Below are 25,432 nucleotides of genomic sequence, written 5' to 3' on the forward strand. Positions count from 1 at the left end.
GTGGCTGCTGCCGATCCGGCAGAGGTGTGGCGCGGCCGCGTCCAGGGCCACCTGGACGCGGCCGGCCGCCCGCCCCTCGGCGCCATGGCCGGGTGGGAGGTCTTCCCGTTCGAGCGCGACGGCCTGACGCCGAAGCCGCTGGGGGAGCGCGTCGTCCCCGAGCCGTCGCGCGAGCGTTCGGCCGATGCCTGCGGCACCTGCCGCGCCCTGGCGCGTGAGGACCTGGTCCTGCACACCGGCACGCGCCTCGCGGTCATCCGGCCCGGCGGCACCAGCCTGATGTTCGTGGCCAACGTCGTCGCGCGCGAGCACGAGCGGCTCGACGACCTTGACGAGGCCGCCGACGAGGAGCTCGGCCGGCTCGTCGCTCGCACCTTCCGGGCCCTGCGCGCCCTGCCCGGCGTCGGCAACGTGCAGGTCAGCAAGTGGGAGAACGGCGGCGGCCACCTCTCGGTCAACGTCCTGGCCCGCCCCCTCGGCGTCCTCGAGCTCCGGGGCTCGAACCTCCCCGTCTGGGCGGACATGCTCCCGGACATCCCGCAGGACGAGTACGACGCCCGCGCGGACGTCGTACGGTCTGCGCTGGCCTGACTGTGCGGTGACGGTGACGCACGGGTGCGTCGCCGCCACCGCACAGGCCCGTACAGGGAGCCCGACGCCACACGTGTCCGAGAAGTGGCCCTCGACCGGCGCGTCCGAGGGCCGTACGACGGACACGTGTGCGACTGCCCGGGCCTGCAGGGGCGGTCAGCCTGAAGGATCTTCGGGCGGCACCCCACCAGACGGCCCGCTCGGAGCGTGTGGACGTGTGAGGCTGTCCGCACACAGGGGGTACATCGCGCATGCCAGCACCGACCGACGTCGTCGACCGGCTCGACCGACTGGCGGCGCGTGCGCCCTCGGGCGCGGTCGACCCGGAGGCGCTCTGGGCCCGCGGACGGCGCCGGCAGCGTCGTCGTACGGCGTCCGCGCTGGCCGCGATCGTCACCGTCGGCGTGCTCGCCACCGCGTTGACGCCCTCCGTCCTGGCCCGGATCGACCCGCCTGTTGCCACCTCGACCGGCCGGATGGTGCTGCCCGACGTGGTGCGCCAACCGGGCGAGTGGGAGCCGTCGTTCTCCAGCGTGCCCGGCAGGCTCGTCGCAGCGGGCGTCGGCAGCCGAGCGGGATGGTGGTCGTCTCGTCCCGCGCTCTGGGGCGTGTCGGCTGTCACGGGCGAATCGCGCTTCCTCGACCTTCCGGACGCGGTCCCCGTGACGACCACGCCCGTAGCGCTGTCGGCGGACGGTCAGCTCCTGGCGTACTGGTTCACGAACGACGACGTCGACGTGCTCCCCGCGGACGTGGACGAGAATGACGCTCCTGCTGCCCGACCAGCGGGCGTGGCCGTGCTGCACCTGGCCACCGGGGAGGTCGAGCGCTGGGACGCGAAGTCCGCGCACGGGCTGCAGGTCGACGGGCTCGCGTGGGCCGGGGACGTGTTGTGGTGGTCGGCAGGGTCGGTGGAGCCCGTCGGGACGATCGGCCTCAAGTCCGGCCTTGCGGCGCACACCTGGGACCTCGGGTCCGGTGTGCGCAGGACGATGACGTCCGACGAGCCCGGGTGGGCCCTCCCGTTGAGCACGGCTCGATCGACGGCCGACGGGTTCCTCGTGAATGGCGCTCGCGACCTCAGGCTGGTCCGCGGCAACCACGTCGATCGTCGCGTGTGGCTCGAGAGGCGCATCCGGAACGCCGCGGCGCTCGGCGCGGACGGGAGACAGGTGGCTGCCGTTCTCGATGCCGATCCATCGAGCGGCGCGTCGATGGAGGGGCTGGAGCCCGTCGTCGTGGGCGACCTCACTGACGACCCCGTGGCCATGGCGCCTGTGGGCGATGTCCGGGCCGACGACGTGTACGGATGGCGGTCGGATACCGAGGTGGTCGTGGGGACACGTGTCGGCGCAGGGGCAGACATGCACCTTGCGGCGTCGACAGTGGACGTGCGCACCGGTGAGGAGGCTCGCCTGCTGGAGTTCGAGGGCGCGGTTCCGACCTTCGCGGCCGACGCCTGGTCCGCCGACGTCGTCCAGGCGCCGGACGCGCCGTTCGCCCCGGACCCCCGCCTCGTCGGAGCGGGCGGCGCGGTCGTGCTCGTCTTCCTCGTCTCCCTCTGGCGCGACCTGAGGCGGCGGCGTGGCCGCGCCTGAGGGCTTCGCGGAGTTCGTCGTCGCGCGGCAGGCCGCGCTGCTGCGGACGGCGTACCTCCTCACCGGGCACGCGCACGACGCGGAGGACCTCGTCCAGGCGACCTTGGTGAAGATCGTGCCCCAGTGGCGCCGCATCGCGGACGACCCCGAGCCCTACGTGCGCCGCGTGCTCGTCAACGAGAACATCTCGCGCTGGCGCAGGCGTCGCTGGCGCGAGCACCCCACGGACGAGGTGCCCGAGCAGCTCGCCCACGACCCGGACGTCGCCGAGCTGCTCGCCGTCCGAGCCGCCCTCGCCACGCTCCCCCCGCGGCAGCGGGCGGTGCTCGTGCTGCGCTACTACGAGGGCATGTCGGAGGCCGACATCGCTGCCACCCTCGGTATCGCTCCGGGGACCGTGAAGTCGCAGGCCCGCGACGGGCTGTCCCGACTCCGGGAGGCCCTGCCGGCGGACGGAAGCGCTGTGGAGGGCGCCGGTAGCCTGACGCGGTGAGCGACGCCGACCCGACGACCGAGCCCGCGCGGGACGGGTCGCCCGAGTCGTCGTACGAGTCGACAGACGGCCAGCCCGACGCGCAGTCGTACGGGCAGCCCCCCGTCGTCGAGGAGCAGCGCCCCAGCAGGCTCCCGCTCGTCCTGGCCAGTGTCGGGGCCGCCCTCGTGCTCGGTGCCGCCCTGGCCGCACCTCTGGTCGACAAGGCGCTGCGGGGCGAGGAGGAGGCGAAGCGCGCGCTCGACCTGACGCTCGTCCGGACGTGGGAGATCACCGACCGCGCGCACACGATGGATGACGTCGCCTACCCGCAGGACCCGCCCGCCGGCGGGCCGCACGCACCGGTCTGGCTCGCCTGCGGGGTGTACGACGAGCCGGTGCGCGAGGAGAACGCCGTGCACGACCTCGAGCACGGCACGGTGTGGATCACCCACGACCCCGGGCTCTCGGACGCCGACGTCGAGGCGCTCGCCGCGCAGCTCCCGGACAACGGGATCATGTCGCCGCGCGAAGGCCTGCCGTCCCCGGTGGTGGTGACCGTCTGGGGCGCCCAGCTGCAGCTCGACGGCGCCGACGACCGCAGGCTCGCCCTCTTCCTGGAGGAGTACGGCGACGGGCACACCGCGCCGGAGTTCGGCGTCAGCTGCCAGGGCGGCACCCCCGACCCGGGCGGCGCCATCCCGGGCGAGGGTGCCAACGCCTGACGGCCAGCGGAGCGCCGATCAGCGCTGGAGGAAGCCCAGCAGCGCCCGGTTGAACTCGTCGGCGTGGCTGACGTTGAACCCGTGGGGCGCGTCCTGGACGACGACGAGCTCCGAGCCGGTGATCGTCTCGTGCGTGCGCTTGCCGGAGCCCTCGAAGGGGACCGTGGCGTCGCTGTCGCCGTGGATGACGAGGGTCGGGACGGTGATCTTGGTCAGGTCGTCGCGGAAGTCCGTCGTGCCGAAGGCCTCCATGCAGCCGAGCGCGGCGGTCTGGTCGCTCTGGTGGCACAGGACCAGCGCCTCCTGGCGCTGCTCCTCGCTCACCTTGAGCTCGCCCTTGGCGGAGAAGAAGTCCGTCATGAAGCCGTCGAAGAACGTGGTCCGGTCCTCCTCGAGCCCCTTCGTCATCTCGGCAGCGGCGTCCTCGGTGAGGGGGCCGTCGGGGTTGTCGTCGCCCTTCATCAGGTACGGCGGCACGGCGGCGGCGAAGACCACCGAGTGGATGCGGTCCTCGCCGTGCTTGGCGACGTAGCGGGCGACCTCGCCGCCGCCCATCGAGAAGCCGACGAGCGTCACGTCGGTGAGGTCCAGCTCGGACAGCACGCCGTCGAGGTCGTCGGCCAGCGTGTCGTAGTCATAGCCCTTCGACGGCTTGTCGCTGCGGCCGAACCCGCGGCGGTCGTAGGCCACGACGCGGTAGCCGGCGGCGCTCAGCGGGCCGACCTGCTCGCTCCAGGACTCGCCGGACAGCGGCCAGCCGTGGATGAGCACGACCGGGCGGCCGGAGCCGCCGGAGTCCTCGACGTGGACCTTGGTGGAGCTGAGCAGACCGGAGCTTGCGGTGACCTCGGGCACGGGTAGTCCTTCCCTTGCGGCCGCCCCCTGGTGGGACGGCCGGTGACTCCCTCAACCTAACGTCTTGTGCACAAGACAACACGTCCGTCGGGGTGGTGCGGCGGGACGTGGGTAGCGTGGGGTCATGCTCGTCGCCTTCTCCATCTCGCCCACGTCCAGCGACCCGAACGGATCGGTCACGGCTGCCGTCGCCGAGGCCGTACGCGTCGTCCGTGCCTCCGGGCTGCCCCACGAGACCACCTCGATGTTCACCACGATCGAGGGGGAGTGGGACGAGGTGATGGCGGTCGTCAAGCAGGCGGTCGACGTCGTGGCTCAGGTCTCGCCGCGAGTGGGGCTCGTGCTGAAGGCCGACATCCGGCCCGGCTACGAGGGCCAGCTCACCGCCAAGGTGGAGCGCATCGAGCAGGCGCTGGCGGACGACTGATGGACTCCGAGAGCCGCACCTACCGCACCGGCGGCGACGAGGTCGTGCTCGACCTGACGGACGACGCCGCGGACTTCGTGGCGGACCGGGGCGACGGCCTGCTGCACGTCTTCGTGCCGCACGCGACCGCCGGCCTGGCGATCATCGAGACGGGAGCGGGCTCGGACGACGACCTGCTGGCCGCGCTCGGCGACCTGCTGCCCGCCGACGACCGTTGGCGGCACCGCCACGGGTCACCCGGCCACGGCCGCTCCCACGTGATGCCGGCGATCGTCCCGCCCTACTGCACCGTGCCGGTGCTCGGCGGACGACTCGCCCTCGGCACGTGGCAGAGCATCTGCCTGGTGGACCTCAACGTCGACAACGCCACCCGCGAGGTGCGCTGGTCCTTCCTGGCCGGTTGATGGAGGGCTGACCGGTGGACCTCGCGCGGGCCACGGCAGCCGAACGTCGTACGACGCTGCCCGGCGACGACCTCGTCGACGCCGACGTCGTGATGGACCGCGGCTTCGACGTGCCCGCCCCTCCCGAGGTCGTGTGGCCGTGGCTGGTGCAGCTGGGGAAGCGGCGAGCGGGGTGGTACCTGCCGGCCCGGGTCGAGCGGTTCGTCCCACCGTCGCGCCGCGCGCTGCGCCACCTCGAGCCGCGGTGGCTCGAGCAGGAGGTCGGCGACGTGATCCCGGACTGGGGTGGCGCGGACGCCACGTTCACCCTCGCCTCCGCGGAGGCTCCCGACCACCTGCTGTACACCTCGCGGCGCGGGCACACCGACCTGACGTGGTGCCTCCACCTGTCGCCGGCCGGGGCGGACGGCGCGCGGGTCCACCTCCGCCTGCGGCTGGGTCCCGTCCGCCACCGTCGGCTCGCGGAGGTGGGCGGCGGGCTGTTCGACGCACTCACGATCGTCGGGCTCGCGGCCGGTCTCCGCGAGCGGGTGAGGGGCTAGCGTGGCGCGGGTGAGCGAGCAGGCCTTCGAGATGCGCGACGTCGAGCCCGGTGACGTCGACGCGGTCCTCGCGGTGATCCGGGCGGCCTTCGGTGCCGGCGGGTCCACCCACGGCGACCAGGTCGCCCTCCTCTGGGCCGAGGTCCGGCAGGGTGCCCACCTGCTCGCCGAGCGCGTCGCCGTCGTCGAGGGGGAGGTGGTCGGGCACGTCGGTGTCAGCCACTGCTGGCTGGACGCCCGGCGCGAGCTGGTGTCGCTCGCGATGCTGTCTCCACTGAGCACCAGGCCCGGGTGGGAACGGCGGGGGATCGGCACAGCGCTGGTCGCGGCCGCGATCGAGGCGGCCCGCAGCAGTGGCCGTCCTGCCCTCGTGCTGGAGGGCAGTACGATGTTCTACGGCGCGCGTGGCTTCGCGCCCGCGGTGGCACACGGCATCGAGCCGCCCTCGGTGCGGGTCCCCGCCCCTGCCCTCCAGGTCGTCCCCTTCCGCCTGGAGGACTGGATGACGGGTCGGATCGTCTACCCCGACGTCTGGTGGCGGCACGACTGCGCCGGGCTCCGCGACCCCGACCTGGCTGCCGTGGAGGAGGCGCTCGGCCTGGCCTGACACGTGTCGAACACATGTTCGATATGCTCGTGAGGTGTTTCCCCCGCCACCGCCCCGGCAGCGCCCCACGCCGCCCGAGGGGCACAGCGGTGTCGCCCCGCCCGGTTGGCCGAGACAGGTGCGCCCGCCCGATGCCCCGGAGTGGGAGGACACGGCCGCCAGCTGGCTGCTCGACCTGTGCCCGCCCGACTACCGGCGCTTCACCGGGCTGCGCCGCCACGTCGTCGTCCTGGCCAGGTTCGCGGTTCTCCACGTCGAGGCCCAGCAGCTCGCCACCCGGCGCGGGCTGAGCGAGATCCGCGGCGACCTGAAGGACGTCGCCGACGAGGCGGTGGTGACCGCCGCCGTGCAGACCTTCCAGCTCGAGGACGCCCGCCTGCTCGCCGTACGCCGCGAGGTGGGCCTGGTCGAGGAGGCGTTGCGTGGGCGGCGCTACCGCGTCCGGATGTGAGTCCCGGGGTGGCTAGGGTCGAGTGGTGCACCCATCCGAGCAGCGCCCCGACGAGCCCTCGGCCGGCCACCGCCGCTTCGCCGGCGTCGTGCTGGTCGACCGGGAGGGGCGGATCCTGCTGCAGGAGCGCGACGAGCACGCCCCCATCGACCCCGAGAAGTGGGGCCTGGCCGGTGGGCACGTCGAGCCGGGGGAGGAGTTCGAGCCGGCGGCCTACCGCGAGCTCGAGGAGGAGACCGGTGTCCGGTTGGAGCCCGGGACCCTCGTGCTGCACCGCGAGCTCGTCGTCGACCACACCCACGCGCACGGCACATGGGACCGGATGCAGGTCTTCGTCGCGGCCACCGACCTCACGGACGCCGACATCGACTGCCGCGAGGGCCGCCAGATCGTCTTCGTCGAGCCCGAGGTGGCGCGCGACCTGGACCTGACCTCGGCGGCAGCGGACGTCGTACCGGCCTTCCTCGACGGTCCCGGCTACGCCGGCATGGTGCGATGAGCTCGCCCTCGCTGACCGTGCACCCCGTCCCGTCGATGGGCGCGGAGGACGTCCTCGTCGGGCCCGACGGCACCGTGTGGACGGGCACGGAGGACGGTGCGGTCTGGGCCGTCGACCCGGTGAGCGGGAACGTCCGTCGGGTCGCCGACACTGGCGGTCGTCCGCTCGGCCTCGAGCTGCTCCCCGACGCGCGGTTGCTCGTCTGCGACGCACAGAGGGGCCTGCTGGCCGTCGACACCGGCACGGGCGACGTCGACGTCCTGCTCGACAGGGTCGACGGGCGTCCGATGCGGTTCTGCAACAACGCGGCCGTGGCGGTCGACGGGACGATCTGGTTCAGCGACTCCTCGCTGCACTACGGCGTCGACCGGTGGAAGGAGGACTTCGTCCAGGACACCCACACCGGCCGGCTGCTGCGCCGGGACCCGGACGGCACGGTCACCGTGGTCCTCGACGGGCTGCGGTTCTCCAACGGCGTCGCCCTCGCCGCGGACGAGTCCTACGTCGCCGTGGCCGAGTGCCGCGGCAGGACCGTCGTACGCCTGTGGCTGACGGGCCCGCGGGCGGGCGAGCGCGACCACCTCGTCACCGACCTGCCTGGTTACCCCGACAACATCAGCCTGGGCAGCGACGGACTCATCTGGGTCACCCTCGCCAGCCCGGTGGACGGCCTCGTCGAGCGACTCGGCACGGCGCCGATGGCGCTGCGACGGGCCATCACGAAGATCCCCGATAGGTTCCAGCCCGCGCCGCAGCGCACCATCCGCGCCCAGGCGTACGACGGCGACGGCCGGCTGGTGCGCGACCTCGACATCGAGCACCCCGCCTTCCACATGGTGACCGGGGTCCGGGAGCACCAGGGCCGGGTCTGGCTCGGCAGCCTGCACGAGCCGGCGGTGGCGGTCCACGACCTGCCATGAAATAGACTCGGTCGACATGGCACTCCTCGACTCGATCTCGTCCCCGCGCGACCTCCGCGGGCTCTCCGAGGGGCAGCTGGACGAGCTGGCCGCCGAGATCCGTGACGTGATGATCCGCACCGTCGCGACCAACTCCGGGCACCTCGGTCCCAACCTCGGCGTCGTCGAGCTGACGCTCGCGATCCACCGGGTATTCGACTCGCCGCACGACCGGGTCGTCTTCGACACCGGCCACCAGTCCTACGTGCACAAGCTGGTCACCGGCCGCCACGCCAGGTTCGACACGCTCCGCAAGGAGGGCGGCGTCAGCGGCTACCCGAGCCAGGCCGAGTCCGAGCACGACATCGTCGAGAACTCCCACGCCAGCACCTCGCTGTCCTACGCCGACGGACTGGCGAAGGCCTACGCGATCCGCGGCGACGACCGGCACGTGGTCGCCGTGATCGGCGACGGCGCCCTCACCGGCGGGATGGCCTGGGAGGCGCTCAACAACATCGCCATCGCGCGGTCGAGCCGGCTCGTGATCGTCGTCAACGACAACGAGCGGTCCTACACCCCGACCATCGGCGGCCTCGCGACCGCGCTCACCTCCCTGCGCACCAACCCGCGCTACGAGCAGGTGCTCGACCTGGTGAAGAAGCGCCTCAACGCGGTGCCCGGCGTCGGGCACGCCGCCTACGACGCGCTCCACGCGGTCAAGAAGGGCATGAAGGACGCGCTCGCCCCGCAGGGCCTCTTCGAGGACCTCGGCCTGAAGTACGTCGGCCCCGTCGACGGCCACGACCGGGCGGCGATGGAGCAGGCGCTGACCAAGGCCAAGCGCTTCGGCGGGCCCGTCATCGTGCACGCCATCACCCGCAAGGGACAGGGGTACGACCCCGCGCTGCGGCACGAGGCCGACCAGTTCCACGCACCCGGGCCGTTCGACGTGCAGACCGGCGCCGAGAAGCCCAAGGGCAAGATCTGGACCGACCACTTCTCCGAGGCCATCGTCGAGCTCGGCGAGCGGCGCGAGGACGTCGTGGCCATCACCGCTGCGATGATGCACCCGGTCGGGCTCGACGTCTTCGCCGAGAAGTTCCCCGAGCGGACCTTCGACGTCGGCATCGCCGAGCAGCACGCCGTCACCTCGGCGGCGGGGCTGGCGATGGGCGGGATGCACCCGGTCTTCGCGGTCTACGCGACCTTCCTCAACCGGGCCTTCGACCAGGTGCTGATGGACGTGGCACTGCACAGGTGCGGCGTCACGTTCGTCCTCGACCGCTCGGGCGTGACCGGCGACGACGGTGCGAGCCACAACGGCATGTGGGACATGTCGATCCTCCAGGTCGTCCCCGGTCTCCGGCTCGCCGCTCCGCGTGACGTGGCCCGGCTGCGCGAGCTGCTGGACGAGGCCGTGCAGGTCGACGACGCGCCGACCGTGGTCCGGTTCCCGAAGGGCCCCCCGCCCGAGGACGTGCCGGCCATCGACCGCATCGGTGGTGCCGACGTGCTCGTGCGCGAGGGCGAGCCCGACGTCCTGGTCGTCGCGGTGGGCTCCATGGCCACGACGGCGGTCGAGGTCGCGGCGCGGCTGACCGACCAGGGCATCGGCGTGACCGTCGTCGACCCACGCTGGGTCAAGCCGGTCGACCCCGCCGTCGTCGAGCTGGCGCGCGAGCACCGCCTCGTGGTCAGCATCGAGGACAACGGCCGTGTCGGCGGCTGTGGCGCCGTCCTGCTCCAGACCCTCAACGACGCCGGCGTCGAGACGCCGTACCGCCTCCACGGGATCCCGCAGGAGTTCCTCGACCACGCCAAGCGCGACGCGATCCTCGCGCGGATCGGCCTGGACGCCCAGACGATCGCGCGCGACATCGTCGAGACCGTGACGGCGCTCGACCGACCGGCCCTCGTCGAGGTCGACCACACGGCCTGACACGCTCCGGCCCCCCGGTGGGACGGTGCTCGCGAGCACCGGTCGGTGGGTCTACGTTGCTGGGATGAGCATCTGGCGCACCAAGTCCGTCGAGCACTCGATGGCGGACACCGAGGACCCCGAGTTCAAGCTCAAGAAGAGTCTCACGGCCCTCGATCTGACGGTCTTCGGCATCGGCGTCATCATCGGCGCCGGGATCTTCACCCTCACCGGGCGCGTGGCGCAGGCCTACGCCGGGCCGGGCGTCGTCTTCTCCTTCGTGATCGCCGCGATCTGCTGCGGCCTGGCCGCCCTCTGCTACGCCGAGTTCGCCTCGACCGTGCCGGTCTCCGGGTCGGCGTACACGTTCTCCTACGCGACCCTCGGCGAGATGATCGCCTGGATCATCGGCTGGGACCTGATCCTCGAGCTGATGCTCGGCGCGTCCGTCGTGGCGCAGGGCTGGTCGTCGTACTTCGAGACCTTCCTCGGCGAGATCGGCCTCACGTGGCCCGGGAGCCTCGGCTACGGCGACACCTTCGACCTGCCGGCCTTCCTGCTGGTCGCGGTCCTGACGATCCTCGTGGCGTTCGGCATCAAGGAGTCGCTGCGCGTGAACCTCGTGCTCGTCGCACTCAAGCTCTTCATCGTGCTCTTCGTGATCATCGCCGGCATCCAGTTCATCGACACCGACAACTACAAGCCGTTCGTGCCCGACAGCGCGCCCGGCACCACCGGCGACGGTTGGCTGCACACCCCGCTGATCCAGACGGTCTTCGGCGCGCCCGGGGTGTACGGCGTCGCGGGCATCCTGTTCGCCGCGTCGCTGGTGTTCTTCGCCTACATCGGCTTCGACGTGGTCGCGACGACGGCCGAGGAGGCGCGCAACCCGCAGAAGGACCTGCCGCGCGGGATCATCGGCTCGCTGGTGGTCTGCACGGTCCTCTACGTCCTCGTCGCGCTGGTCATCACCGGCATGGTGAAGTACGACGAGATCAACCCCGACGCAGCGCTGGCGACGGCCTTCATCGACCAGGGCAAGGACGGCTACGCGACGCTCATCTCCGCGGGTGCGGTCGCCGGCCTCACGACCGTGGTCATGACGCTGCTGATCGGCGCGGTCCGCGTCTTCTTCGCCATGAGCCGCGACGGGCTGATGCCGACCGCGCTGGCGCACGTCAACCCGCGCACCGGCACGCCCGTGCGGATCACCCTGGTGATCGGGCTCGTCGTCGCGTTCGTCGCCTCCCTCACACCGATCGGGAAGCTGGAGGAGATGGTCAACATCGGCACCCTCTCGGCCTTCGCCCTGGTGTCCATCGCCGTACCGATCCTGCGCAAGAACCGCCCCGACCTCGAGCGGTCGTTCCGGGTGCCCTTCTCGCCCTTCCTGCCCTGGCTCTCGGCGGCGATCTGCGTGTTCCTGATGCTCAACCTCACCGCCGAGACGTGGCTGCGGTTCCTGATCTGGATGGCCCTCGGCTTCGCGATCTACTTCGGCTACGGCTACCGCCACAGCCGCGTCGGCCGCGGTGAGGGCGTCCCGGCGCAGGACTACTCCGCGCGCTGAGTCGCCGTACCTCCGCGGAGGGTGGTCCAGCCACATCTCCGTCGTACGGGATGTGGCTGGACCACCGGCGCGAGGGACGAGCGATCAGTGGAAGCGGCGGCCCGTGGCCTGCTCCGAGATCCCCGCGACGTCGAGCATGAAGGTCAGCCCGCCGTTCCAGAAGGAGAAGCCGGCGCCGGTGATCATCGCCAGGTCGATGTCCTGCGGTGCGGCGACGACGCCCTCGTCGAGCATCAGGCGCGCCTCCTCGGCGAGGCCAGCGAGCGTCTTCGCGCGGACCTGGTCGGCCGTCAGGACGACCGGATCGGCCGGTTTCTCGAGCATGGCCTCGACCTCGGGGTCGAGGGTGCCGTCGGGCCCGTAGTAGGCGGGCTTGCGAGCCGCGACGATCCGCTCGAGGGCGGGGGAGACGTAGAACCGGTCGGGGAACGCGCGCTTCAGCGTCTCGTTGTTGTGCAGCGCGATCGCGGGACCCACCAGCGAGAGCAGCATGAACGGCGGCATCGGCGCGATGCCGGCGAACGCGCCGTCTGCCACCTGGACCGGCGTGCCCTCGTCGACGATCCGGCCGACCTCGCTCATGAACCGGCCGAGCAGGCGGTTGACGATGAAGGAGGGGCTGTCCTTGACCAGGATCGACGTCTTCTTCAGCGCCTTGCCGGTGGCGAACGCGGTCGCGAGGGTGGCGTCGTCGGTCTTCTCGCCGGTGACGATCTCCAGGAGCGGCATGACCGCCACCGGGTTGAAGAAGTGGAAGCCCACGACCCGCTCGGGGTGCTCGAGGTCGGCGGCCATCTCGGTGATCGACAGCGACGAGGTGTTGGTCGCCAGGACGCACCCGGCGCTGACGACCTTCTCGACGTCGGCGAAGACGGTCTTCTTGACCGACATCTCCTCGAAGACGGCCTCGATCACGAAGTCCGCGTCGCCGAAGGCGACCTGCTTGTCGGTCGCGCCGGAGACGAGCGCCTTGTGGCGGTTGGCCTTGTCCTGGTTGATCCGGCCCTTGGCGAGCAGCTTGTCGATCTCGGCGTGCACGTAGGCCACGCCCTTGTCGGCCCGCTCCTGGTCGAGGTCGGTGAGCACGACGGGGACCTCGAGGCGTCGTACGAAGAGCAGGGCGAGCTGGCTCGCCATGAGGCCGGCACCCACGATGCCCACCTTGGTCACCGGCCGCGCGAGCGACTTGTCCGGAGCGCCGGCGGGCCGCTTGGCCCGCTTCTGCACCAGGTCGAACGAGTAGAGCGACGCCAGCAGCTCCGGCGTCTGGGACAGCGCGTGCAGCGCGTCGTCCTCGGCGGCGAACCCGGCGTCGCGGTCGGTGTCGCGCGCGGCGGCGATGAGCTCGACGGCCTTCTTCGCGGCCGGCGAGGCGCCACCCGTCTTCGACGCCACGATGCCCTCGGCGCGGGCGATCGCCGCGTCCCAGGCGTCGCGGTCGACCTCCGGCCGCTCAACCGTGGTCTCACCCCGCACGACCGAGGCCGCCCACAGCAGCGACTGCTCGAGGAAGTCCGCGCCGTTGAAGACCGCGTCCGCCAGCCCGAGCTCGTAGGCCGCCTGCCCGCCGAGCGTCTTGCCCTGGTTGAGCGGGTTCTCGAGGATCAGCGTCACGGCCTTGTCGGCACCGACGAGGTTCGGCACGAGCCACGCGCCACCCCAGCCCGGCACCAGCCCGAGCATGACCTCGGGCAGGCCCAGCGCGGGCGCGGAGTCCATCACGGTGCGGTAGGTGCAGTGCAGCGCCACCTCGAGGCCGCCGCCCAGTGCGAGGCCGTTGATCAGGCCGAACGAGGGCTTGCCGCCGTCCTGCAGCTTGCGGAAGACCGCGTGCCCGAGCTCGGCCACGACGCGTACGGCGTCGGGGCCGCCGCCCTGGATCGAGGTGAGGTCGGCGCCGGCGGCGAGGATGAACGGCTTGCCGGTCACCGCGATCGCGTCGATCGACTCGTCGGCGAGCGCCGCGTCGATGGCCGTGTTGAGCGACAGCAGCCCGGCGGGACCGAACGTGTTGGGCTTGGTGTGGTCCTCGCCGTTGTCCAGGGTGATCAGGCCGATCGTCGCGCCGGGGAGCGCGACGGTGCGCAGGTGGGCCTGCGTGACGCGCTCGGCGTCGGAGACGATCGCCTCGGCGCGCTCGAAGATGGTGCTCATGCGTTCTCTCCAGTCCAGTGCGGGTTCTCCCAGATGACCGTGCCGCCCATGCCGATGCCGATGCACATGGTGGTGAGGCCGTAGCGGACCTCGGGGCGCTCCTCGAACTGGCGCGCCAGCTGGTTCATCAGGCGTACGCCCGACGAGGCGAGCGGGTGGCCCATCGCGATCGCACCGCCGTAGGGGTTCACGCGCTCGTCGTCGTCGGCGATCCCGTAGTGCTCGAGGAACGCCAGCACCTGCACGGCGAACGCCTCGTTGACCTCGAACGCGCCGATGTCGTCGATCGTCAGTCCGGCCAGGCGCAGCGCCTTCTCCGTCGCGGGGATCGGACCGGCGCCCATCACCTCGGGCTCGACTCCGACGAAGGCGTAGGTCACCAGTCGCATCTTGACCGGCAGGCCCAGCTCGCGCGCGGTCTCCTCGTCGGCGAGCAGGGCGGCGGTGGCGCCGTCGTTGATCCCGGCGGCGTTGCCCGCGGTCACGTTGCCGTGCGAGCGGAACGGCGTCTTGAGGCCGGCGAGCGACTCCATCGTCGTCTCGGGACGCATCGGCTCGTCGAGCGTGGCCAGGCCCCAGCCGGCCTCGGCCGAGCGGGTGGCGACCGGGACGAGGTCGGGCTGGATCCTCCCGGCGTCGTAGGCCGCCTTGGTCTTCTGCTGGCTGCGCACGGCGTACGCGTCCACGCGCTCCTTGGTGATCGTGGGGTAGCGGTCGTGGAGGTTCTCCGCGGTCTTGCCCATCACGAGCGCGTCCGGGTTGACGATCCGCTCCGACAGGATCCGCGGGTTGGGGTCGACCCCCTCGCCCATCGGGTGGCGACCCATGTGCTCCACTCCGCCGGCGATGGCGACGTCGTAGGCACCGAAGGCGATGCCCGACGCGGTGCTGGTCACGGCGGTCATGGCGCCTGCGCACATCCGGTCGATCGAGTAGCCCGGCACGCTCTGCGGCAGGCCCGAGAGCAGTGCCGCGGTCCGGCCGAGGGTCAGGCCCTGGTCGCCGATCTGCGTCGTGGCGGCGACGGCCACCTCGTCGACCCGCTCCGGCGGGAGGGAGGGGTTGCGCCGCATCAGCTCGCGGATGCACTTGATGACGAGGTCGTCGGCACGCGTCTCGGCGTACTGGCCCTTGGCCTTGCCGAACGGGGTGCGCACGCCGTCGACGAAGACGACCTCACGCTGGACCCTGCTGGATGGGTGGGAAGACACGGGTGCTCCTGCATCTCGGGGACTCGGGAGGCGTCACGTTACCCCTCGGTAACAACGGCTGCCCAGCAGGGCGGGTGTGTGTCGGGTCACTGGTCGGGAGTCACTAGGGTTGACCCATGGCCGACAGACTCGTGCACATCGTCGACGACGCCGAGGTCCTCGCCGATGCGGGCGACCTGACGCTGGTGTGCGTGCTCACCGGGTTCCTCGACGCGGGCAAGTCCGCGGAGCTCGCCGCGGGGCACCTCGCGACGCTCTCCGACGGAGGCAAGGTCGTCGCGACCTTCGACGTCGACGCCCTCCACGACTACCGCGCCCGGCGCCCACCGGTGACCTTCGTGCGCGACCACTACCGCGACTACGAGGCACCGCGGCTCGTCGTGCGTGCGCTGCGCGACGCCGGCGACACGCCGTACCTCCTGCTCGCCGGCCCCGAGCCCGACATCCGCTGGGAGGCCTTCGCCCGCGCCGTGCGCGAGGTCGTCGAGCACTTCGGCGTGTCGCGCGTCGTGGGCCTGGGTGCCGTGCCGATGGCCGTCCCGCACACCCGCCCGATCGCGATCACCCCGCACGCCAACCGCCCCGACCTCGTCCCCGGCGAGAGCCCGTGGCAGGGCGAGCTGCGGGTCCCAGCGAGCGCGCAGGCGCTGCTCGAGATCCGGCTGGGGGAGTGGGGCCACGACGCACTGGGCTTCGTCGCCCACATCCCGCACTACCTCGCCCAGATGGAGTACCCGCAGGCCGCGCTGGTCCTGCTCGAGCACCTCGAGATCGGCGCCCGGTTGACGATCGACCTCAGCGACCTGCGCGAGGCGGCCGAGATCACCGAGGCCGAGGTGGACCGTTACCTGTCCCAGAACGACGAGGTGGCCGACGTCGTCCGCGGCCTGGAGCAGCAGTACGACGCCTTCCGCCAGGCCGAGGCCGCCGGCACCTCGCTGCTGGCCGGCGACGAGCAGCTGCCGACCGGCGAGGAGATCGGCAGCGCCTTCGAGGCCTTCCTCGCCGAGCTCGACGACCAGGGCGATCCCAAGGACTCCGGCGACGACGCCGGCTGGGACGGCCGCTGATGGCCGGCAGCGCCGAGGAGCTCGTCGCACTCCTCGACCTCGAGCAGCTCGAGGTCGACCTCTTCCGCGGCATCCAGGCCAGGACGGAGCGACAGCGCGTCTTCGGCGGCCAGGTGGCCGCGCAGGCCGTGGTGGCGGCGACCCGCAGCGTGGAGGACCGCTTCGTCCTGCACTCGCTCCACTCCTACTTCCTGCGCCCGGGCGACACGACGGTGCCGATCGTGTACGACGTCGAGCGCATCCGCGACGGACGCTCCTTCGTCACCCGCCGGGTCTCGGCCCGTCAGCACGGCCGGCCGATCTACTACCTGACGGCCAACTTCCAGGTCCCCGAACCGGGTCTCGAGCACCAGGACGCGATGCCCGACGTCGTACCCCCCGAGCACGGCATGCCGCTCGTCGAGCTCGCCCGCCAGCAGGGTCCGGAGGCCGCCGAGCACTGGGAGCGCGAGTGGTCCGCGCTCGACATCCGCCACGTCGGCGTGACCGGTCGCGGCATCCCCGAGGACGGCGACCACGCAGCCCGCGCGCGGCTCTGGATCAAGGTCGACGGACCGATCGCGGACGACCCGACCCTCCAGACGGCGGCGTTCACCTACGCCAGCGACCTGACGCTCCTCGGTGCGGCGCTCGTGCCCCACGGCATCCACATCGCCTCGCCGCGCCTGCAACCGGCCTCGCTCGACCACACGATCTGGTTCCACCGCCCGTTCCGCGCCGACGACTGGTGGCTCTACGACCAGTTCTCGCCGTTCGCCGGTGGCGCTCGCGGACTCGCCCTGGCCCGGGTGTTCTCGCGGTCAGGTGAGCTGGTCGCGACCGTCGCCCAGGAGGGGCTGATCCGTCTTCGCGAGCCGCGGGACTAGCGCGTGCGCCCCACCAGGTGGGGCGAGCCGTCCTTCGGGCTGGTGAGCGCGAAGGTCCAGCCGGCGTCGTCCTGGCGGGCGGCGTACGCCACGGTGCCGGGGAGGAAGACCGGCTTCTTGAAGGCGACCTCGACGGTGACGGCCTCGGGCAGCCGGTTCTCGATCGCCGCGATCGAGCGCGCCTTGGTCCACATGCCGTGGGCGATCTGGCGCGGGAAGCCCAGCGCCTTCGCGGTCAGCGGGTAGAGGTGGATCGGGTTGGCATCGCCCGACACCGCGGCGTACCTGCGACCCAGGTCGGCCGGCAGCCGCCACTCGACGCCGCCCGTCGGTGCGTCCGGGATCGACAGCCCCGGTGCAGCGTCGCCGTCGATGGTGCGGCCGCGGCGGAGGTAGGTCGAGGTCGACTCCCACGCCGCCTCGCCGTCGCCGGTCACGGTCGTCACGAAGTCGAGCAGGACGCCCTTGGCGTGCGGCCGGGGCGCCCCGACCGACGTGGTGACGTCGAGCGCCTCACCGATCCCGATCGCGCGGTGCGCGGTGATCGTGTTCTCCACGTGCACCATGCCGATGGCGGGGTAGGGGAAGGCCGGGTCGCTCATGATCGCCATGTGCAGCGGGAACGCCAGCATGTGCGGATACGTGAGAGGTACGACGTCCTTGCGCGGGAAGCCGCACACGGCGGCGTACACGTCCACGCGGGCGCGCTCGGCCGTGACACCGGTGCGGTCGTAGGCCAGGCCGGTGAACGCGCCGGCCGGTGCCTTGCGGACCCCGGGCAGCTGGTTGACGCCGGGGACGACCGGGAGCGCGGCGCGCAGCAGCGTGCCGAGGCTGCCCGGCTCGCCGTGGAGGGTCTTGGCCGTGGGCTCGGACATCAGGCGCCCAGCATCATCTGGCCGCACACGCGCACGACGTTGCCGTTGACCGCGCCGGACCCGGCACTGGCGAACCACGCGATCGTCTCGGCGACGTCGACCGGCAGCCCACCCTGCGACATCGCGTTGAGCCGCTGGCCGACCTCGCGGGTCGCGAACGGCACGGCGGCGGTCATCTGGGTGATGATGAAACCCGGCGCGACGGCGTTGACCGTGATGCCGTCGGACAGCTCGTCGCGCAGGCTCTCGACGAGGCCGATGACCCCGGCCTTGGACGTGGCGTAGTTGGTCTGGCCGACGTTGCCCGCGATGCCGGCGATCGAGGCGACGCCGATGATCCGGCCCCCAGCGTTGATCACACCGGCGTCGAGCAGCTCACGGCTGATCAGCTCGGGCGCGGTGAGGTTGACCGCGATGACGCTGCTCCAGCGGTCCTCGGCCATGTTGGCGAGCTTCTTGTCGCGGGTGATGCCGGCGTTGTGCACGACGACGTCCACGCCGCCGTGGTGCTCACGCAGGTGGTGGGCGATCCGCTGCGGCGCGTCCTTGGCGGTGATGTCGAGGACGAGGTGGTCACCGTCGAGCTCGGTCATCAGGGTCTGCAGCTCGCTGGCCGCCTGCGGGACGTCGACCCCGACGACGGTCGCGCCGTCGCGGTGGAGGACGCGGGCGATCTCCTCGCCGATGCCCCGGCTCGCGCCGGTGACGAGCGCGACATTGCCGGCGAGCGGCTTCGTCCAGTCGTCGACGGTGTCCGTCGACGTGGAGCCGTGGGCGCCGATGCGCACGACCTGGCCCGACACGTAGGCCGACTTGGGGGAGAGGAGGAACGCGAGGGTCGAGCTGATGGCGCCGTCGGCGGCAGGGGCGACGTACACGAGCTGGACGGTGCCGCCGCGACCGATCTCCTTGCCGAGGCTGCGGGTGAAGCCCTCGAGGGCGCGCTGCGCGATCCGCTCGGAGCCCGACACGGTCTCCGGGGGCGTGCCGAGGACGACCACGCGCGGGCAGGTCTCGAGCCTGCGCATGAGGGGCGTGAAGAACTCCTGGAGGACGAGCAGCCCGTCGGTGTCCGTGATGCCGGTGGCGTCGAAGACCAGCGCCTTCGCGCGCGCGCCGTCCTCGAGGCCGGCGGCCGAGGCGATGCCGAGCCCGTCGAGGGTCGTCGGCAGCACCTCGGCGAGCCGGCCCTGCCCACCGAGCACCACCACGCCGTCGACGAGCGGGGCGCCCTCGCTCCAGCGCTCCAGCGGGGTGGGGTTGGGCAGGCCGAGGTTCTTGACGAACAGCTGGCCGATCGAGGTGGACACGAAGCCCTGGTAGCGGTCGCTCATGGAGATCCCTCTTGCGCGGTATGGGTAGCGGGGTGAGTCCGAGGTCGGCATCATGTAACTCGGTGTGACACTCGGAGTCCACTTTTCGTGACGTGCCCCTCACACCGTTGGCGCGCGGCACCTGTCAGGCAAGGATAGGAACATGCAGAAGACCACTCGCCCCGTCGCCGTCGTCGGCGGCAACCGCATCCCCTTCGCCCGGTCCAACACGGTCTACGCCGGGGTCTCCAACCAGGAGATGCTGACGGCAGCGATCGACGGGCTGGTCGACCGCTTCGACCTCCGCGGCGAGCGCCTCGGCGAGGTCGTGGCCGGTGCGGTCCTCAAGCACTCCCGCGACTTCAACCTCACCCGCGAGTCGGTCCTCGGCTCCACGCTGGCGCCCGAGACGCCCGCCACCGACATCCAGCAGGCATGCGGCACCGGCCTGCAGGCAGCGATCCAGGTCGCCAACAAGATCGCCCTCGGCGTCATCGACGCGGGCGTGGCCGGCGGCACGGACACCACGTCCGACGCGCCGGTCGCCATCAGCGACAAGCTCCGCAAGAAGCTGATGAAGGTCAACTCCGCCAAGGACACCGCGAGCCGCCTCAAGGCGCTCGGCGCGATCCGCCCCGGCGACATCGGCCTCGACATCCCGCAGAACGGCGAGCCCCGCACGCGGCTGTCGATGGGAGAGCACGCCGCACTGACCGCCCTCGAGTGGAGGATCACCCGCGAGGCGCAGGACGAGCTCGCGGCCCGGTCGCACCACCACCTCGCGAAGTCGTACGACGACGGGTTCCAGGACGACCTCATCACGCCCTTCCGCGGCGTCGAGCGCGACAACAACCTGCGCCCGGACTCCTCGGTCGAGAAGCTCGCGACCCTCAAGCCGGTCTTCGGCAAGGGCGCGGCCGCCACGATGACCGCCGGCAACAGCACCCCGCTGTCCGACGGCGCGTCCGCGGTCCTGCTCTCCAGCGACGAGTGGGCCGAGGAGCGCGGCCTCCCGGTCCTCGCGCACCTCGTCGACGCCGAGACCGCTGCGGTCGACTACGTCAACGGCCACGAGGGCCTGCTGATGGCACCGGCGTACGCCGTCCCGCGGATGCTGGAGCGCAACGGCCTGACGCTGCAGGACTTCGATTTCTACGAGATCCACGAGGCCTTCGCCTCGCAGGTGCTCTCGACGCTCGCAGCCTGGGAGGACCCGGTGTTCTGCAAGGAGCGGCTCGGCCTCGACGGCCCGCTCGGCGAGATCGACCGCGACAAGCTCAACGTGTACGGCTCCTCGCTCGCAGCGGCGCACCCCTTCGCCGCGACCGGCGGCCGGATCGTGCCGGTGGCCGCGAAGCTGCTCGCGCAGAAGGGCTCGGGCCGCGCGCTGATCTCGATCTGCGCCGCCGGCGGCCAGGGCGTCGTGGCGATCCTCGAGCGCTGAGCGGCCTCAGGCCCGCACCAGCCTGAACCAGCTGCCCCATCCCTCGTCGGCCGACTCGGGGTCGTAGGGCTGCGACACCCTCCAGCCCTCGAAGGACTGCTCGAGGTGCTCGGCCTCCACCTGGCGCGCGCCCGGCCAGCGACGCGGCGACGTGCTCAGCAAGATGGTGGCGCCAGGTGCGGCCAGCGTGGTGACCCCGCCCGCCATCCGTGTCCTGCCCGCGGCGTCGAGCCCCTGGAAGCACCCGACGTCGAGGAAGAGGTCGAAGGCCGTCCCCACCCCCGAGTGCACGAGGTGGCGCACGTCGCCGATGACGAACCGGGCGTCGTCGAGCCCGTTTCGTCGCACGGCGACGTCCACGGCCTGTCGGACGTTGTCGATGCCCATGGCGTCCCAGCCGCGTTCGACGAGGAGCCGGGTGTGCGCCCCCCGACCGCAGCCGAGGTCCAGCGCGCGCCGGACCTGGTCGGGCCGATCGCGCTCCTCACGACCGAGGAGGCGCTCGAGGGCCGGCTGGTCCCGTCGGCCCGCCTTCTCCCACGGGATGATCCCTGCGCGGTATGCGGTGGCGTAGCCGATGCCCATGTTCAGTTCCTGACCTGCGTGAGCGGAAAGTACCGCTCGCCTGCGACGGTACTCCCTCCCGGCCGCACTGCTATGGTCGGCGCCGATCGACATCCTTTAACGAGCCGTCCCGTGAGGCGGAGAAGGAGGTCCGGCGAGCGGATGCCTGCCACCACCAGCGACAACACCCCGGACACCAGCCCCGAGCGGCTGGACCGCACCGTTCTCGACGCCCGTGACATCTCCCGGGCGCTGACCCGGATCTCGCACGAGCTGCTCGAGCGCAACAAGGGCGCCACCGACCTGGTGCTCCTCGGCCTGCACACCCGCGGCGTACCGCTCGCGCGGCGCATCGCCGACAAGATCGCCGCCGTCGAGGGCGCACCCGTCGCGGTGGGCGAGCTCGACGTGACGATGTACCGCGACGACCTGCGCTCACAGCCCACCCGCCGCGCGCACAAGACCGCGCTGCCGCCGGGCGGGATCGACAGGAAGGTCGTCGTGCTGGTCGACGACGTGCTCTTCTCCGGCCGGACCATCCGAGCCGCGCTCGACGCGCTGGCCGACCTCGGGCGGCCGAGCGCCGTACGCCTCGCCGTACTGGTCGACCGGGGACACCGCGAGCTCCCGATCCGTGCCGACCACGTCGGCAAGAACCTTCCCTCCGCGCTGGCCGAGCGCGTCAGCGTGCGGCTGGCCGAGGTCGACGGCACCGACGAGGTGACCATCTCGTGAAGCACCTGCTGTCCATCGACGACCTGGGCACCGACGACATCGCCCAGCTCTTCGAGACCGCCGCCGACATGCACGACGTGCAGAGCCGCGAGGTCAAGAAGCTCCCGGCGCTGCGCGGCCGCACGGTCGTCAACATGTTCTTCGAGGACTCCACCCGCACGCGCTCGTCGTTCGAGATCGCCGGCAAGTGGCTCTCCGCCGACGTGATCAACGTGAGCGCCAAGGGCTCGAGCACGTCCAAGGGCGAGAGCCTGCGCGACACCGTGCTCACCGTCTGCGCGATGGGGGTCGACGGCCTCGTCATCCGCCACCCTGCGAGCGGCGCGGCCGTCCAGGTCAGCGAGTGGGTCGACGCCTCGGTCGTCAACGCCGGCGACGGGATGCACGAGCACCCGACCCAGGCGCTCCTCGACGCCTACACGCTCCAGCGTCACCTCGGCTCCCTCGAGGGCCGGCACGTCGCGATCATCGGCGACCTCACCCACAGCCGGGTGTTCCGCTCCAACGTGCAGTGCCTGACCAAGCTCGGCGCCCGGGTCACGGTCGTGGCCCCACCGACGCTGATGCCCAGCGGTGTCGCCAGCTGGTCCGCCGCGGCGGGCTTCGAGACGTCGTACGACGTCGACGCGGTGCTGCCGGAGGCGGACGCCGTGATGATGCTCCGTGTCCAGCGCGAGCGGATGTCCGGGGCGTACTTCCCGAGCCCGCGCGAGTACACCGTGGGCTACGGGCTCACCCGCAACCGGCTCGCGCTGCTCAAGCCCGACGTCCCGATCTGCCACCCCGGTCCGATGAACCGCGGCCTCGAGATCGCCGCCGACGCCGCCGACGCGGCGCAGTCCGTGGTGCTGGAGCAGGTCTCCAGCGGCCTCGCGATCCGCATGGCCGTGCTCTACCACCTGCTCGCAGGAGAGGAAGCCTGATGTCGCTCGTGATCACCGGAGCCTCGCTGCTGGGCGAGAGGACCGGGGACCTGTACGTCGACGACGCCGGCGTCCTCGTCGACGAGGCACCGGCCGGTGCCGAGACCATCGACGCCGACGGCCTGGTCGCCCTGCCCGGGCTCGTCGACCTGCACACGCACCTCCGCGAGCCGGGGCGCGAGGACGCCGAGACCGTGCTGACGGGTTCGCAGGCGGCCGCCCTGGGCGGTTACACCGCGATCCTCGCGATGGCCAACACCTCGCCCGTGACCGACACGGCGGAGGCGGCCACCCGCGTGTGGGAGCTGGGTCGCGAGGCCGGGCTCGTCCACGTGCAGCCGGTCGGCGCCGTGACCCGCGGGCTGGCCGGCGAGGAGCTCGCCGAGCTCGGGCTGATGCACCGCTCGCGCGCCGGCGTGACCGTCTTCTCCGACGACGGAAAGTGCGTCCACGACGCCCGCGTGATGCGGCGGGCGCTGGAGTACGTCAAGGCGTTCGGCGGCGTCGTGTCCCAGCACTCGCAGGACCCCGCGCTGGCGGGACCGTCCGCGTGCTGCCACGAGGGTGAGCTGTCCGGTCGTCTCGGGCTGCCCGGCTGGCCCGGCATCGCCGAGGAGGTCATCGTCGCGCGCGACGTGATGCTCGCTCGCCACACCGGTTCGCGGGTGCACGTCGCGCACGTGTCGACCGCCGGCTCGGTCGAGGTGCTCCGCTGGGCGAAGGGCCAAGGCATCGACGTCACCGCCGAGGTGACGCCGCACCACCTGCTGCTCACCACCGACCTGCTCGCGGGCTACGACCCGACGTTCAAGGTCAACCCGCCGCTGCGGCCGCAGGAGGACGTCGACGCCCTACGCGCCGCGCTCGCCGACGGCACCATCGACGCCGTCGCGACCGACCACGCGCCGCACGCCCGCCACGACAAGGAGCACGCCTTCGTCGACGCCGCCTTCGGGATGGTCGGCCTCGAGACCGCGCTCGGCGTCGTCCGCACGGCCCTTCCCGACCTGTCGTGGGCCGACGTCGCCCGGGTGATGTCAGTGACGCCGGCCCGGATCGCCGGCCTGGCGGACCACGGCCGGCCGCTCGAGCCCGGCTCGCCCGCGAACGTCGTACTGGTCGACCCGTCCGCCACCGTCACGGTCGACCGCGACGCCTCCGCCTCGCTGTCGCGCAACAACCCGTGGCACGGTCGGGGGCTGACCTCGCGGGTCGTGCACACGGTCCACGGCGGCCGGGTCACCGTCCGCGACGGCGCGCTGGCGGACTGACCCGCCGCGTCAGCGGCGGCGGGGGCGCAGGTCGAGGACGTTGGCCGTGCCGCGGTCGCGGAGCGTCGTACGGCCCCGCGCGACGGTGACCGTGTTGCGGTCGCCCGTGAGCACGACTCGGTCGGCGCGGGTGAGCGCGAGGGAGTTGTCCGAGCCGGTGATGCGGGTCGTGTAGGCCTTGCGGGCCCGCACCGCGTCGGTGCCGCGCATGCGGAGGACGTTGACGGTGTCGGCGGTGACGGTGGCGCCGGAGCCGAGGAGCTCCACGCGCTCGGCCAGGCCGGCGACGGTGACCGTCGAACCCGTGCCGGAGACGACGAGGGAGGTGAGCGACGGGGTGCTGACGGCGTTGCCGGCGCCGGACACCACGACGTCGTACACCGGCTTCGCGGTCACCGTGTTGCCGGCGCCCTCCACCACGAGCTTCGTCGCCGCGGGCATCGTCACCGTGGCGTCGTCGGCTGCGACGCGTACGACGCCACAGGTGCCGCGCAGGTCGTAGGTCGCGTCGTCCCAGGTCAGGACCGTCTCGGAGCCGACCTCGCACTGGACCGGGATCGTGAGGAGACCGGCCGCGTGCGCGGGGGCGGCCCCCAGAGCAGGGGCGGCCACGACGACGGCGAGGACACGGGCAAACCGGGAGAAGGACACATACTGAGAGTACGCACGTGCACCCGGACCCGCCGCATGGGCCTCGTCACACCGGCCGGACCGTGCCCGTGGACGGGTCGCGGTCCGTGAGGCAGTAGACCTGACCGCCGGGCGCGGTCAGCACCGTCCAGAAGTCGTGGACACCCCGCACGGTCGCGCCGAGCGAGACATGGAGGTCCGAGTCGGCCGCCCGGTTCGCGCTGGCGAGGTCGGGGTGCGCCCGGACCGGGCCGTCGGTCTCATCGAGGCGCTGCAGGAGGAGCCGGAGCCGCCCGTCCTCGACGAGCCGCACGAACCCCGGGAGCGATCCCTCCTGCGGCTCGCGACCGGTGAGCGCCGCCCAGAACCCGACCTCGGAGTCCCAGCTGGACGACGGGACGTCGAGGCAGACCTGGTCGAGGATCGTCGCGCCGTCGCGCGCCAGCACGGGCTCGCCGTCGACCAGGGTCTGGCAGAACGTGAAGCCACCGGGGGAGCGCATCACCTCGACGTCGTGGTAGGTCCACGCGTGGGTGGCACCGAGCGCGCTCGCGTGCTCCACGGCAGCGGCACGACCGGTGGCGTCGAGGTCGAGGTGGAGGCCCGCGGGGCCGTCCACCGCCTGGACCTTGACGTACGGCGACCCTGCCGCCGGCAGCAGCGTGAGGAACTGGCCGTCCTCGCCGCGCCGCTCCGAGGGCTGCCAGCCGTTGACGGCCGACCAGAAGGCGACGGCCTCGTCCATCCCGGCGGCCGGGACGTCGAGGAAGACCTGGATCCACGCGGGGGTCGGAGCGCTCATGGGCCGATGCTCG

Annotated in this window: 27 protein-coding genes; 19 read left to right on the forward strand and 8 right to left on the reverse strand. The window is 72.1% G+C overall.

Annotation, left to right across the window (positions count from 1 at the left end; genetic code table 11):
• From L2K70_RS08430 to L2K70_RS21615, 4 genes are all read left to right on the forward strand, one after another.
• Nucleotides 1-591: a hypothetical protein gene (locus tag L2K70_RS08430; protein ID WP_236401237.1), complete on the forward strand. Its 591-nt coding sequence runs from the start codon at nucleotides 1-3 to the stop codon at nucleotides 589-591.
• A 251-nt stretch (nucleotides 592-842) separates the two neighbouring features.
• Complete coding sequence (locus tag L2K70_RS08435; protein ID WP_236401239.1) at nucleotides 843-2,189, forward strand: hypothetical protein; 1,347 nt, start codon at nucleotides 843-845, stop codon at nucleotides 2,187-2,189.
• On the forward strand, nucleotides 2,176-2,682 hold the full coding sequence (locus L2K70_RS08440) for a SigE family RNA polymerase sigma factor (RefSeq protein WP_236401242.1): 507 nt from the start codon (nucleotides 2,176-2,178) through the stop codon (nucleotides 2,680-2,682). The genes L2K70_RS08435 and L2K70_RS08440 overlap by 14 nt, the downstream gene beginning before the upstream one ends.
• Complete coding sequence (locus tag L2K70_RS21615) at nucleotides 2,679-3,386, forward strand: thioredoxin-like domain-containing protein (RefSeq protein ID WP_236401244.1); 708 nt, start codon at nucleotides 2,679-2,681, stop codon at nucleotides 3,384-3,386. The genes L2K70_RS08440 and L2K70_RS21615 overlap by 4 nt, the downstream gene beginning before the upstream one ends.
• A gap of 18 nt (nucleotides 3,387-3,404) precedes the next feature.
• Here the strand turns inward: L2K70_RS21615 and L2K70_RS08450 are convergent, their stop codons facing one another.
• Nucleotides 3,405-4,241, reverse strand: a complete 837-nt coding sequence (locus tag L2K70_RS08450; protein WP_236401246.1) for an alpha/beta fold hydrolase — start codon at nucleotides 4,239-4,241, stop codon at nucleotides 3,405-3,407.
• Between the two features lie 124 nt (nucleotides 4,242-4,365).
• On the opposite strand from L2K70_RS08450, the gene L2K70_RS08455 reads away from it, so the two are divergent.
• The 9 genes from L2K70_RS08455 (at nucleotide 4,366) to L2K70_RS08495 (ending at nucleotide 11,558) form a co-directional block, all read left to right on the forward strand.
• On the forward strand, nucleotides 4,366-4,668 hold the full coding sequence (locus L2K70_RS08455; protein ID WP_236401248.1) for a thiamine-binding protein: 303 nt from the start codon (nucleotides 4,366-4,368) through the stop codon (nucleotides 4,666-4,668).
• On the forward strand, nucleotides 4,668-5,072 hold the full coding sequence (locus L2K70_RS08460; protein WP_236401249.1) for a YjbQ family protein: 405 nt from the start codon (nucleotides 4,668-4,670) through the stop codon (nucleotides 5,070-5,072). Before L2K70_RS08455 ends, L2K70_RS08460 begins: the two co-directional genes overlap by 1 nt.
• A gap of 14 nt (nucleotides 5,073-5,086) precedes the next feature.
• On the forward strand, nucleotides 5,087-5,614 hold the full coding sequence (locus L2K70_RS08465) for a hypothetical protein (RefSeq protein ID WP_236401252.1): 528 nt from the start codon (nucleotides 5,087-5,089) through the stop codon (nucleotides 5,612-5,614).
• Between the two features lie 10 nt (nucleotides 5,615-5,624).
• Nucleotides 5,625-6,221 carry a GNAT family N-acetyltransferase gene (locus tag L2K70_RS08470; RefSeq protein WP_236401254.1) on the forward strand — a complete coding sequence of 199 codons (597 nt, stop codon included), beginning with the start codon at nucleotides 5,625-5,627 and terminating at the stop codon, nucleotides 6,219-6,221.
• 118 nt (nucleotides 6,222-6,339) lie between these two features.
• On the forward strand, nucleotides 6,340-6,672 hold the full coding sequence (locus L2K70_RS08475; protein ID WP_236401256.1) for a hypothetical protein: 333 nt from the start codon (nucleotides 6,340-6,342) through the stop codon (nucleotides 6,670-6,672).
• Between the two features lie 25 nt (nucleotides 6,673-6,697).
• Nucleotides 6,698-7,171, forward strand: a complete 474-nt coding sequence (locus L2K70_RS08480) for an NUDIX domain-containing protein (RefSeq protein ID WP_236401259.1) — start codon at nucleotides 6,698-6,700, stop codon at nucleotides 7,169-7,171.
• Nucleotides 7,168-8,091: an SMP-30/gluconolactonase/LRE family protein gene (locus L2K70_RS08485; protein WP_236401261.1), complete on the forward strand. Its 924-nt coding sequence runs from the start codon at nucleotides 7,168-7,170 to the stop codon at nucleotides 8,089-8,091. Before L2K70_RS08480 ends, L2K70_RS08485 begins: the two co-directional genes overlap by 4 nt.
• 16 nt (nucleotides 8,092-8,107) lie before the next feature.
• Nucleotides 8,108-10,009, forward strand: a complete 1,902-nt coding sequence (gene dxs, locus L2K70_RS08490) for a 1-deoxy-D-xylulose-5-phosphate synthase (protein WP_236401263.1) — start codon at nucleotides 8,108-8,110, stop codon at nucleotides 10,007-10,009.
• Between the two features lie 64 nt (nucleotides 10,010-10,073).
• Nucleotides 10,074-11,558: an amino acid permease gene (locus L2K70_RS08495; RefSeq protein WP_236401264.1), complete on the forward strand. Its 1,485-nt coding sequence runs from the start codon at nucleotides 10,074-10,076 to the stop codon at nucleotides 11,556-11,558.
• 84 nt (nucleotides 11,559-11,642) lie between these two features.
• Here the strand turns inward: L2K70_RS08495 and L2K70_RS08500 are convergent, their stop codons facing one another.
• Nucleotides 11,643-13,712 (reverse strand): 3-hydroxyacyl-CoA dehydrogenase NAD-binding domain-containing protein, encoded by a 2,070-nt coding sequence (locus L2K70_RS08500; protein ID WP_236401266.1) that lies wholly within the window; start codon nucleotides 13,710-13,712, stop codon nucleotides 11,643-11,645.
• Nucleotides 13,709-14,923 carry a thiolase family protein gene (locus L2K70_RS08505; protein ID WP_236401268.1) on the reverse strand — a complete coding sequence of 405 codons (1,215 nt, stop codon included), beginning with the start codon at nucleotides 14,921-14,923 and terminating at the stop codon, nucleotides 13,709-13,711. The genes L2K70_RS08500 and L2K70_RS08505 overlap by 4 nt, the downstream gene beginning before the upstream one ends.
• Before the next feature lie 116 nt (nucleotides 14,924-15,039).
• On the opposite strand from L2K70_RS08505, the gene L2K70_RS08510 reads away from it, so the two are divergent.
• Complete coding sequence (locus L2K70_RS08510; protein ID WP_236401270.1) at nucleotides 15,040-15,993, forward strand: proteasome assembly chaperone family protein; 954 nt, start codon at nucleotides 15,040-15,042, stop codon at nucleotides 15,991-15,993.
• Nucleotides 15,993-16,859 carry an acyl-CoA thioesterase gene (locus L2K70_RS08515; protein ID WP_236401272.1) on the forward strand — a complete coding sequence of 289 codons (867 nt, stop codon included), beginning with the start codon at nucleotides 15,993-15,995 and terminating at the stop codon, nucleotides 16,857-16,859. Before L2K70_RS08510 ends, L2K70_RS08515 begins: the two co-directional genes overlap by 1 nt.
• Here L2K70_RS08515 and L2K70_RS08520 read toward each other — a convergent pair.
• Nucleotides 16,856-17,737, reverse strand: coding sequence for a MaoC/PaaZ C-terminal domain-containing protein (locus L2K70_RS08520; RefSeq protein ID WP_236401274.1), 882 nt, complete (start codon nucleotides 17,735-17,737; stop codon nucleotides 16,856-16,858). The two genes, L2K70_RS08515 and L2K70_RS08520, sit on opposite strands and share 4 nt — an antisense overlap.
• Entirely contained in the window at nucleotides 17,737-19,071 is a 1,335-nt protein-coding gene (locus tag L2K70_RS08525; RefSeq protein WP_236401276.1) for a 3-oxoacyl-ACP reductase, read from the reverse strand. Before L2K70_RS08525 ends, L2K70_RS08520 begins: the two co-directional genes overlap by 1 nt.
• A gap of 142 nt (nucleotides 19,072-19,213) precedes the next feature.
• On the opposite strand from L2K70_RS08525, the gene L2K70_RS08530 reads away from it, so the two are divergent.
• A complete protein-coding gene (locus L2K70_RS08530) occupies nucleotides 19,214-20,494 on the forward strand; it encodes an acetyl-CoA C-acetyltransferase (RefSeq protein ID WP_236401278.1) in 1,281 nt (426 codons plus the stop codon).
• A gap of 6 nt (nucleotides 20,495-20,500) precedes the next feature.
• Here the strand turns inward: L2K70_RS08530 and L2K70_RS08535 are convergent, their stop codons facing one another.
• Nucleotides 20,501-21,079, reverse strand: coding sequence for a class I SAM-dependent methyltransferase (locus tag L2K70_RS08535; protein ID WP_236401280.1), 579 nt, complete (start codon nucleotides 21,077-21,079; stop codon nucleotides 20,501-20,503).
• Nucleotides 21,080-21,220: 141 nt separating this feature from the next.
• Between L2K70_RS08535 and pyrR the strand changes: the two genes are divergently transcribed.
• Genes pyrR through L2K70_RS08550 form a run of 3 tightly spaced genes read left to right on the forward strand, consistent with a single transcriptional unit; the run spans nucleotide 21,221 to nucleotide 23,987 of the window.
• Entirely contained in the window at nucleotides 21,221-21,793 is a 573-nt protein-coding gene (gene pyrR, locus L2K70_RS08540) for a bifunctional pyr operon transcriptional regulator/uracil phosphoribosyltransferase PyrR (protein WP_236401282.1), read from the forward strand.
• Nucleotides 21,790-22,716, forward strand: a complete 927-nt coding sequence (locus tag L2K70_RS08545; RefSeq protein WP_236401284.1) for an aspartate carbamoyltransferase catalytic subunit — start codon at nucleotides 21,790-21,792, stop codon at nucleotides 22,714-22,716. Before pyrR ends, L2K70_RS08545 begins: the two co-directional genes overlap by 4 nt.
• The gene (locus L2K70_RS08550; RefSeq protein WP_236401286.1) at nucleotides 22,716-23,987 is read left to right on the forward strand and encodes a dihydroorotase; all 1,272 of its coding nucleotides are present in this window, start codon (nucleotides 22,716-22,718) and stop codon (nucleotides 23,985-23,987) included. The genes L2K70_RS08545 and L2K70_RS08550 overlap by 1 nt, the downstream gene beginning before the upstream one ends.
• 9 nt (nucleotides 23,988-23,996) lie before the next feature.
• On the opposite strand, the gene L2K70_RS21620 is transcribed toward L2K70_RS08550, so the two are convergent.
• Nucleotides 23,997-24,638 (reverse strand): DUF3060 domain-containing protein, encoded by a 642-nt coding sequence (locus tag L2K70_RS21620; RefSeq protein WP_236401288.1) that lies wholly within the window; start codon nucleotides 24,636-24,638, stop codon nucleotides 23,997-23,999.
• A 46-nt stretch (nucleotides 24,639-24,684) separates the two neighbouring features.
• Nucleotides 24,685-25,419 carry a VOC family protein gene (locus L2K70_RS08560; protein WP_236401290.1) on the reverse strand — a complete coding sequence of 245 codons (735 nt, stop codon included), beginning with the start codon at nucleotides 25,417-25,419 and terminating at the stop codon, nucleotides 24,685-24,687.
• Between the last annotated feature and the right edge of the window lie 13 nt (nucleotides 25,420-25,432).

The sequence above is a fragment of the Nocardioides potassii genome (assembly GCF_021648885.1).
GTDB classification, from domain to species: Bacteria; Actinomycetota; Actinomycetes; order Propionibacteriales; family Nocardioidaceae; genus Nocardioides; species Nocardioides potassii.

Excerpts from the sequence above, each read along its gene's own strand:
- pyrR (WP_236401282.1), top strand. The coding sequence starts at position 21,221 with ATGCCTGCCACCACCAGCGACAACACCCCGGACACCAGCCCCGAGCGG.
- L2K70_RS08510 (WP_236401270.1), top strand. The coding sequence starts at position 15,040 with ATGGCCGACAGACTCGTGCACATCGTCGACGACGCCGAGGTCCTCGCC.
- L2K70_RS08495 (WP_236401264.1), top strand. The coding sequence starts at position 10,074 with ATGAGCATCTGGCGCACCAAGTCCGTCGAGCACTCGATGGCGGACACC.
- L2K70_RS08455 (WP_236401248.1), top strand. The coding sequence starts at position 4,366 with ATGCTCGTCGCCTTCTCCATCTCGCCCACGTCCAGCGACCCGAACGGA.
- L2K70_RS08435 (WP_236401239.1), top strand. The coding sequence starts at position 843 with ATGCCAGCACCGACCGACGTCGTCGACCGGCTCGACCGACTGGCGGCG.
- L2K70_RS08500 (WP_236401266.1), bottom strand. The coding sequence starts at position 13,712 with ATGAGCACCATCTTCGAGCGCGCCGAGGCGATCGTCTCCGACGCCGAG.
- L2K70_RS08550 (WP_236401286.1), top strand. The coding sequence starts at position 22,716 with ATGTCGCTCGTGATCACCGGAGCCTCGCTGCTGGGCGAGAGGACCGGG.
- L2K70_RS08530 (WP_236401278.1), top strand. The coding sequence starts at position 19,214 with ATGCAGAAGACCACTCGCCCCGTCGCCGTCGTCGGCGGCAACCGCATC.
- L2K70_RS08520 (WP_236401274.1), bottom strand. The coding sequence starts at position 17,737 with ATGTCCGAGCCCACGGCCAAGACCCTCCACGGCGAGCCGGGCAGCCTC.
- L2K70_RS08535 (WP_236401280.1), bottom strand. The coding sequence starts at position 21,079 with ATGGGCATCGGCTACGCCACCGCATACCGCGCAGGGATCATCCCGTGG.
- L2K70_RS08460 (WP_236401249.1), top strand. The coding sequence starts at position 4,668 with ATGGACTCCGAGAGCCGCACCTACCGCACCGGCGGCGACGAGGTCGTG.
- dxs (WP_236401263.1), top strand. The coding sequence starts at position 8,108 with ATGGCACTCCTCGACTCGATCTCGTCCCCGCGCGACCTCCGCGGGCTC.
- L2K70_RS08560 (WP_236401290.1), bottom strand. The coding sequence starts at position 25,419 with ATGAGCGCTCCGACCCCCGCGTGGATCCAGGTCTTCCTCGACGTCCCG.
- L2K70_RS08515 (WP_236401272.1), top strand. The coding sequence starts at position 15,993 with ATGGCCGGCAGCGCCGAGGAGCTCGTCGCACTCCTCGACCTCGAGCAG.
- L2K70_RS08525 (WP_236401276.1), bottom strand. The coding sequence starts at position 19,071 with ATGAGCGACCGCTACCAGGGCTTCGTGTCCACCTCGATCGGCCAGCTG.
- L2K70_RS08485 (WP_236401261.1), top strand. The coding sequence starts at position 7,168 with ATGAGCTCGCCCTCGCTGACCGTGCACCCCGTCCCGTCGATGGGCGCG.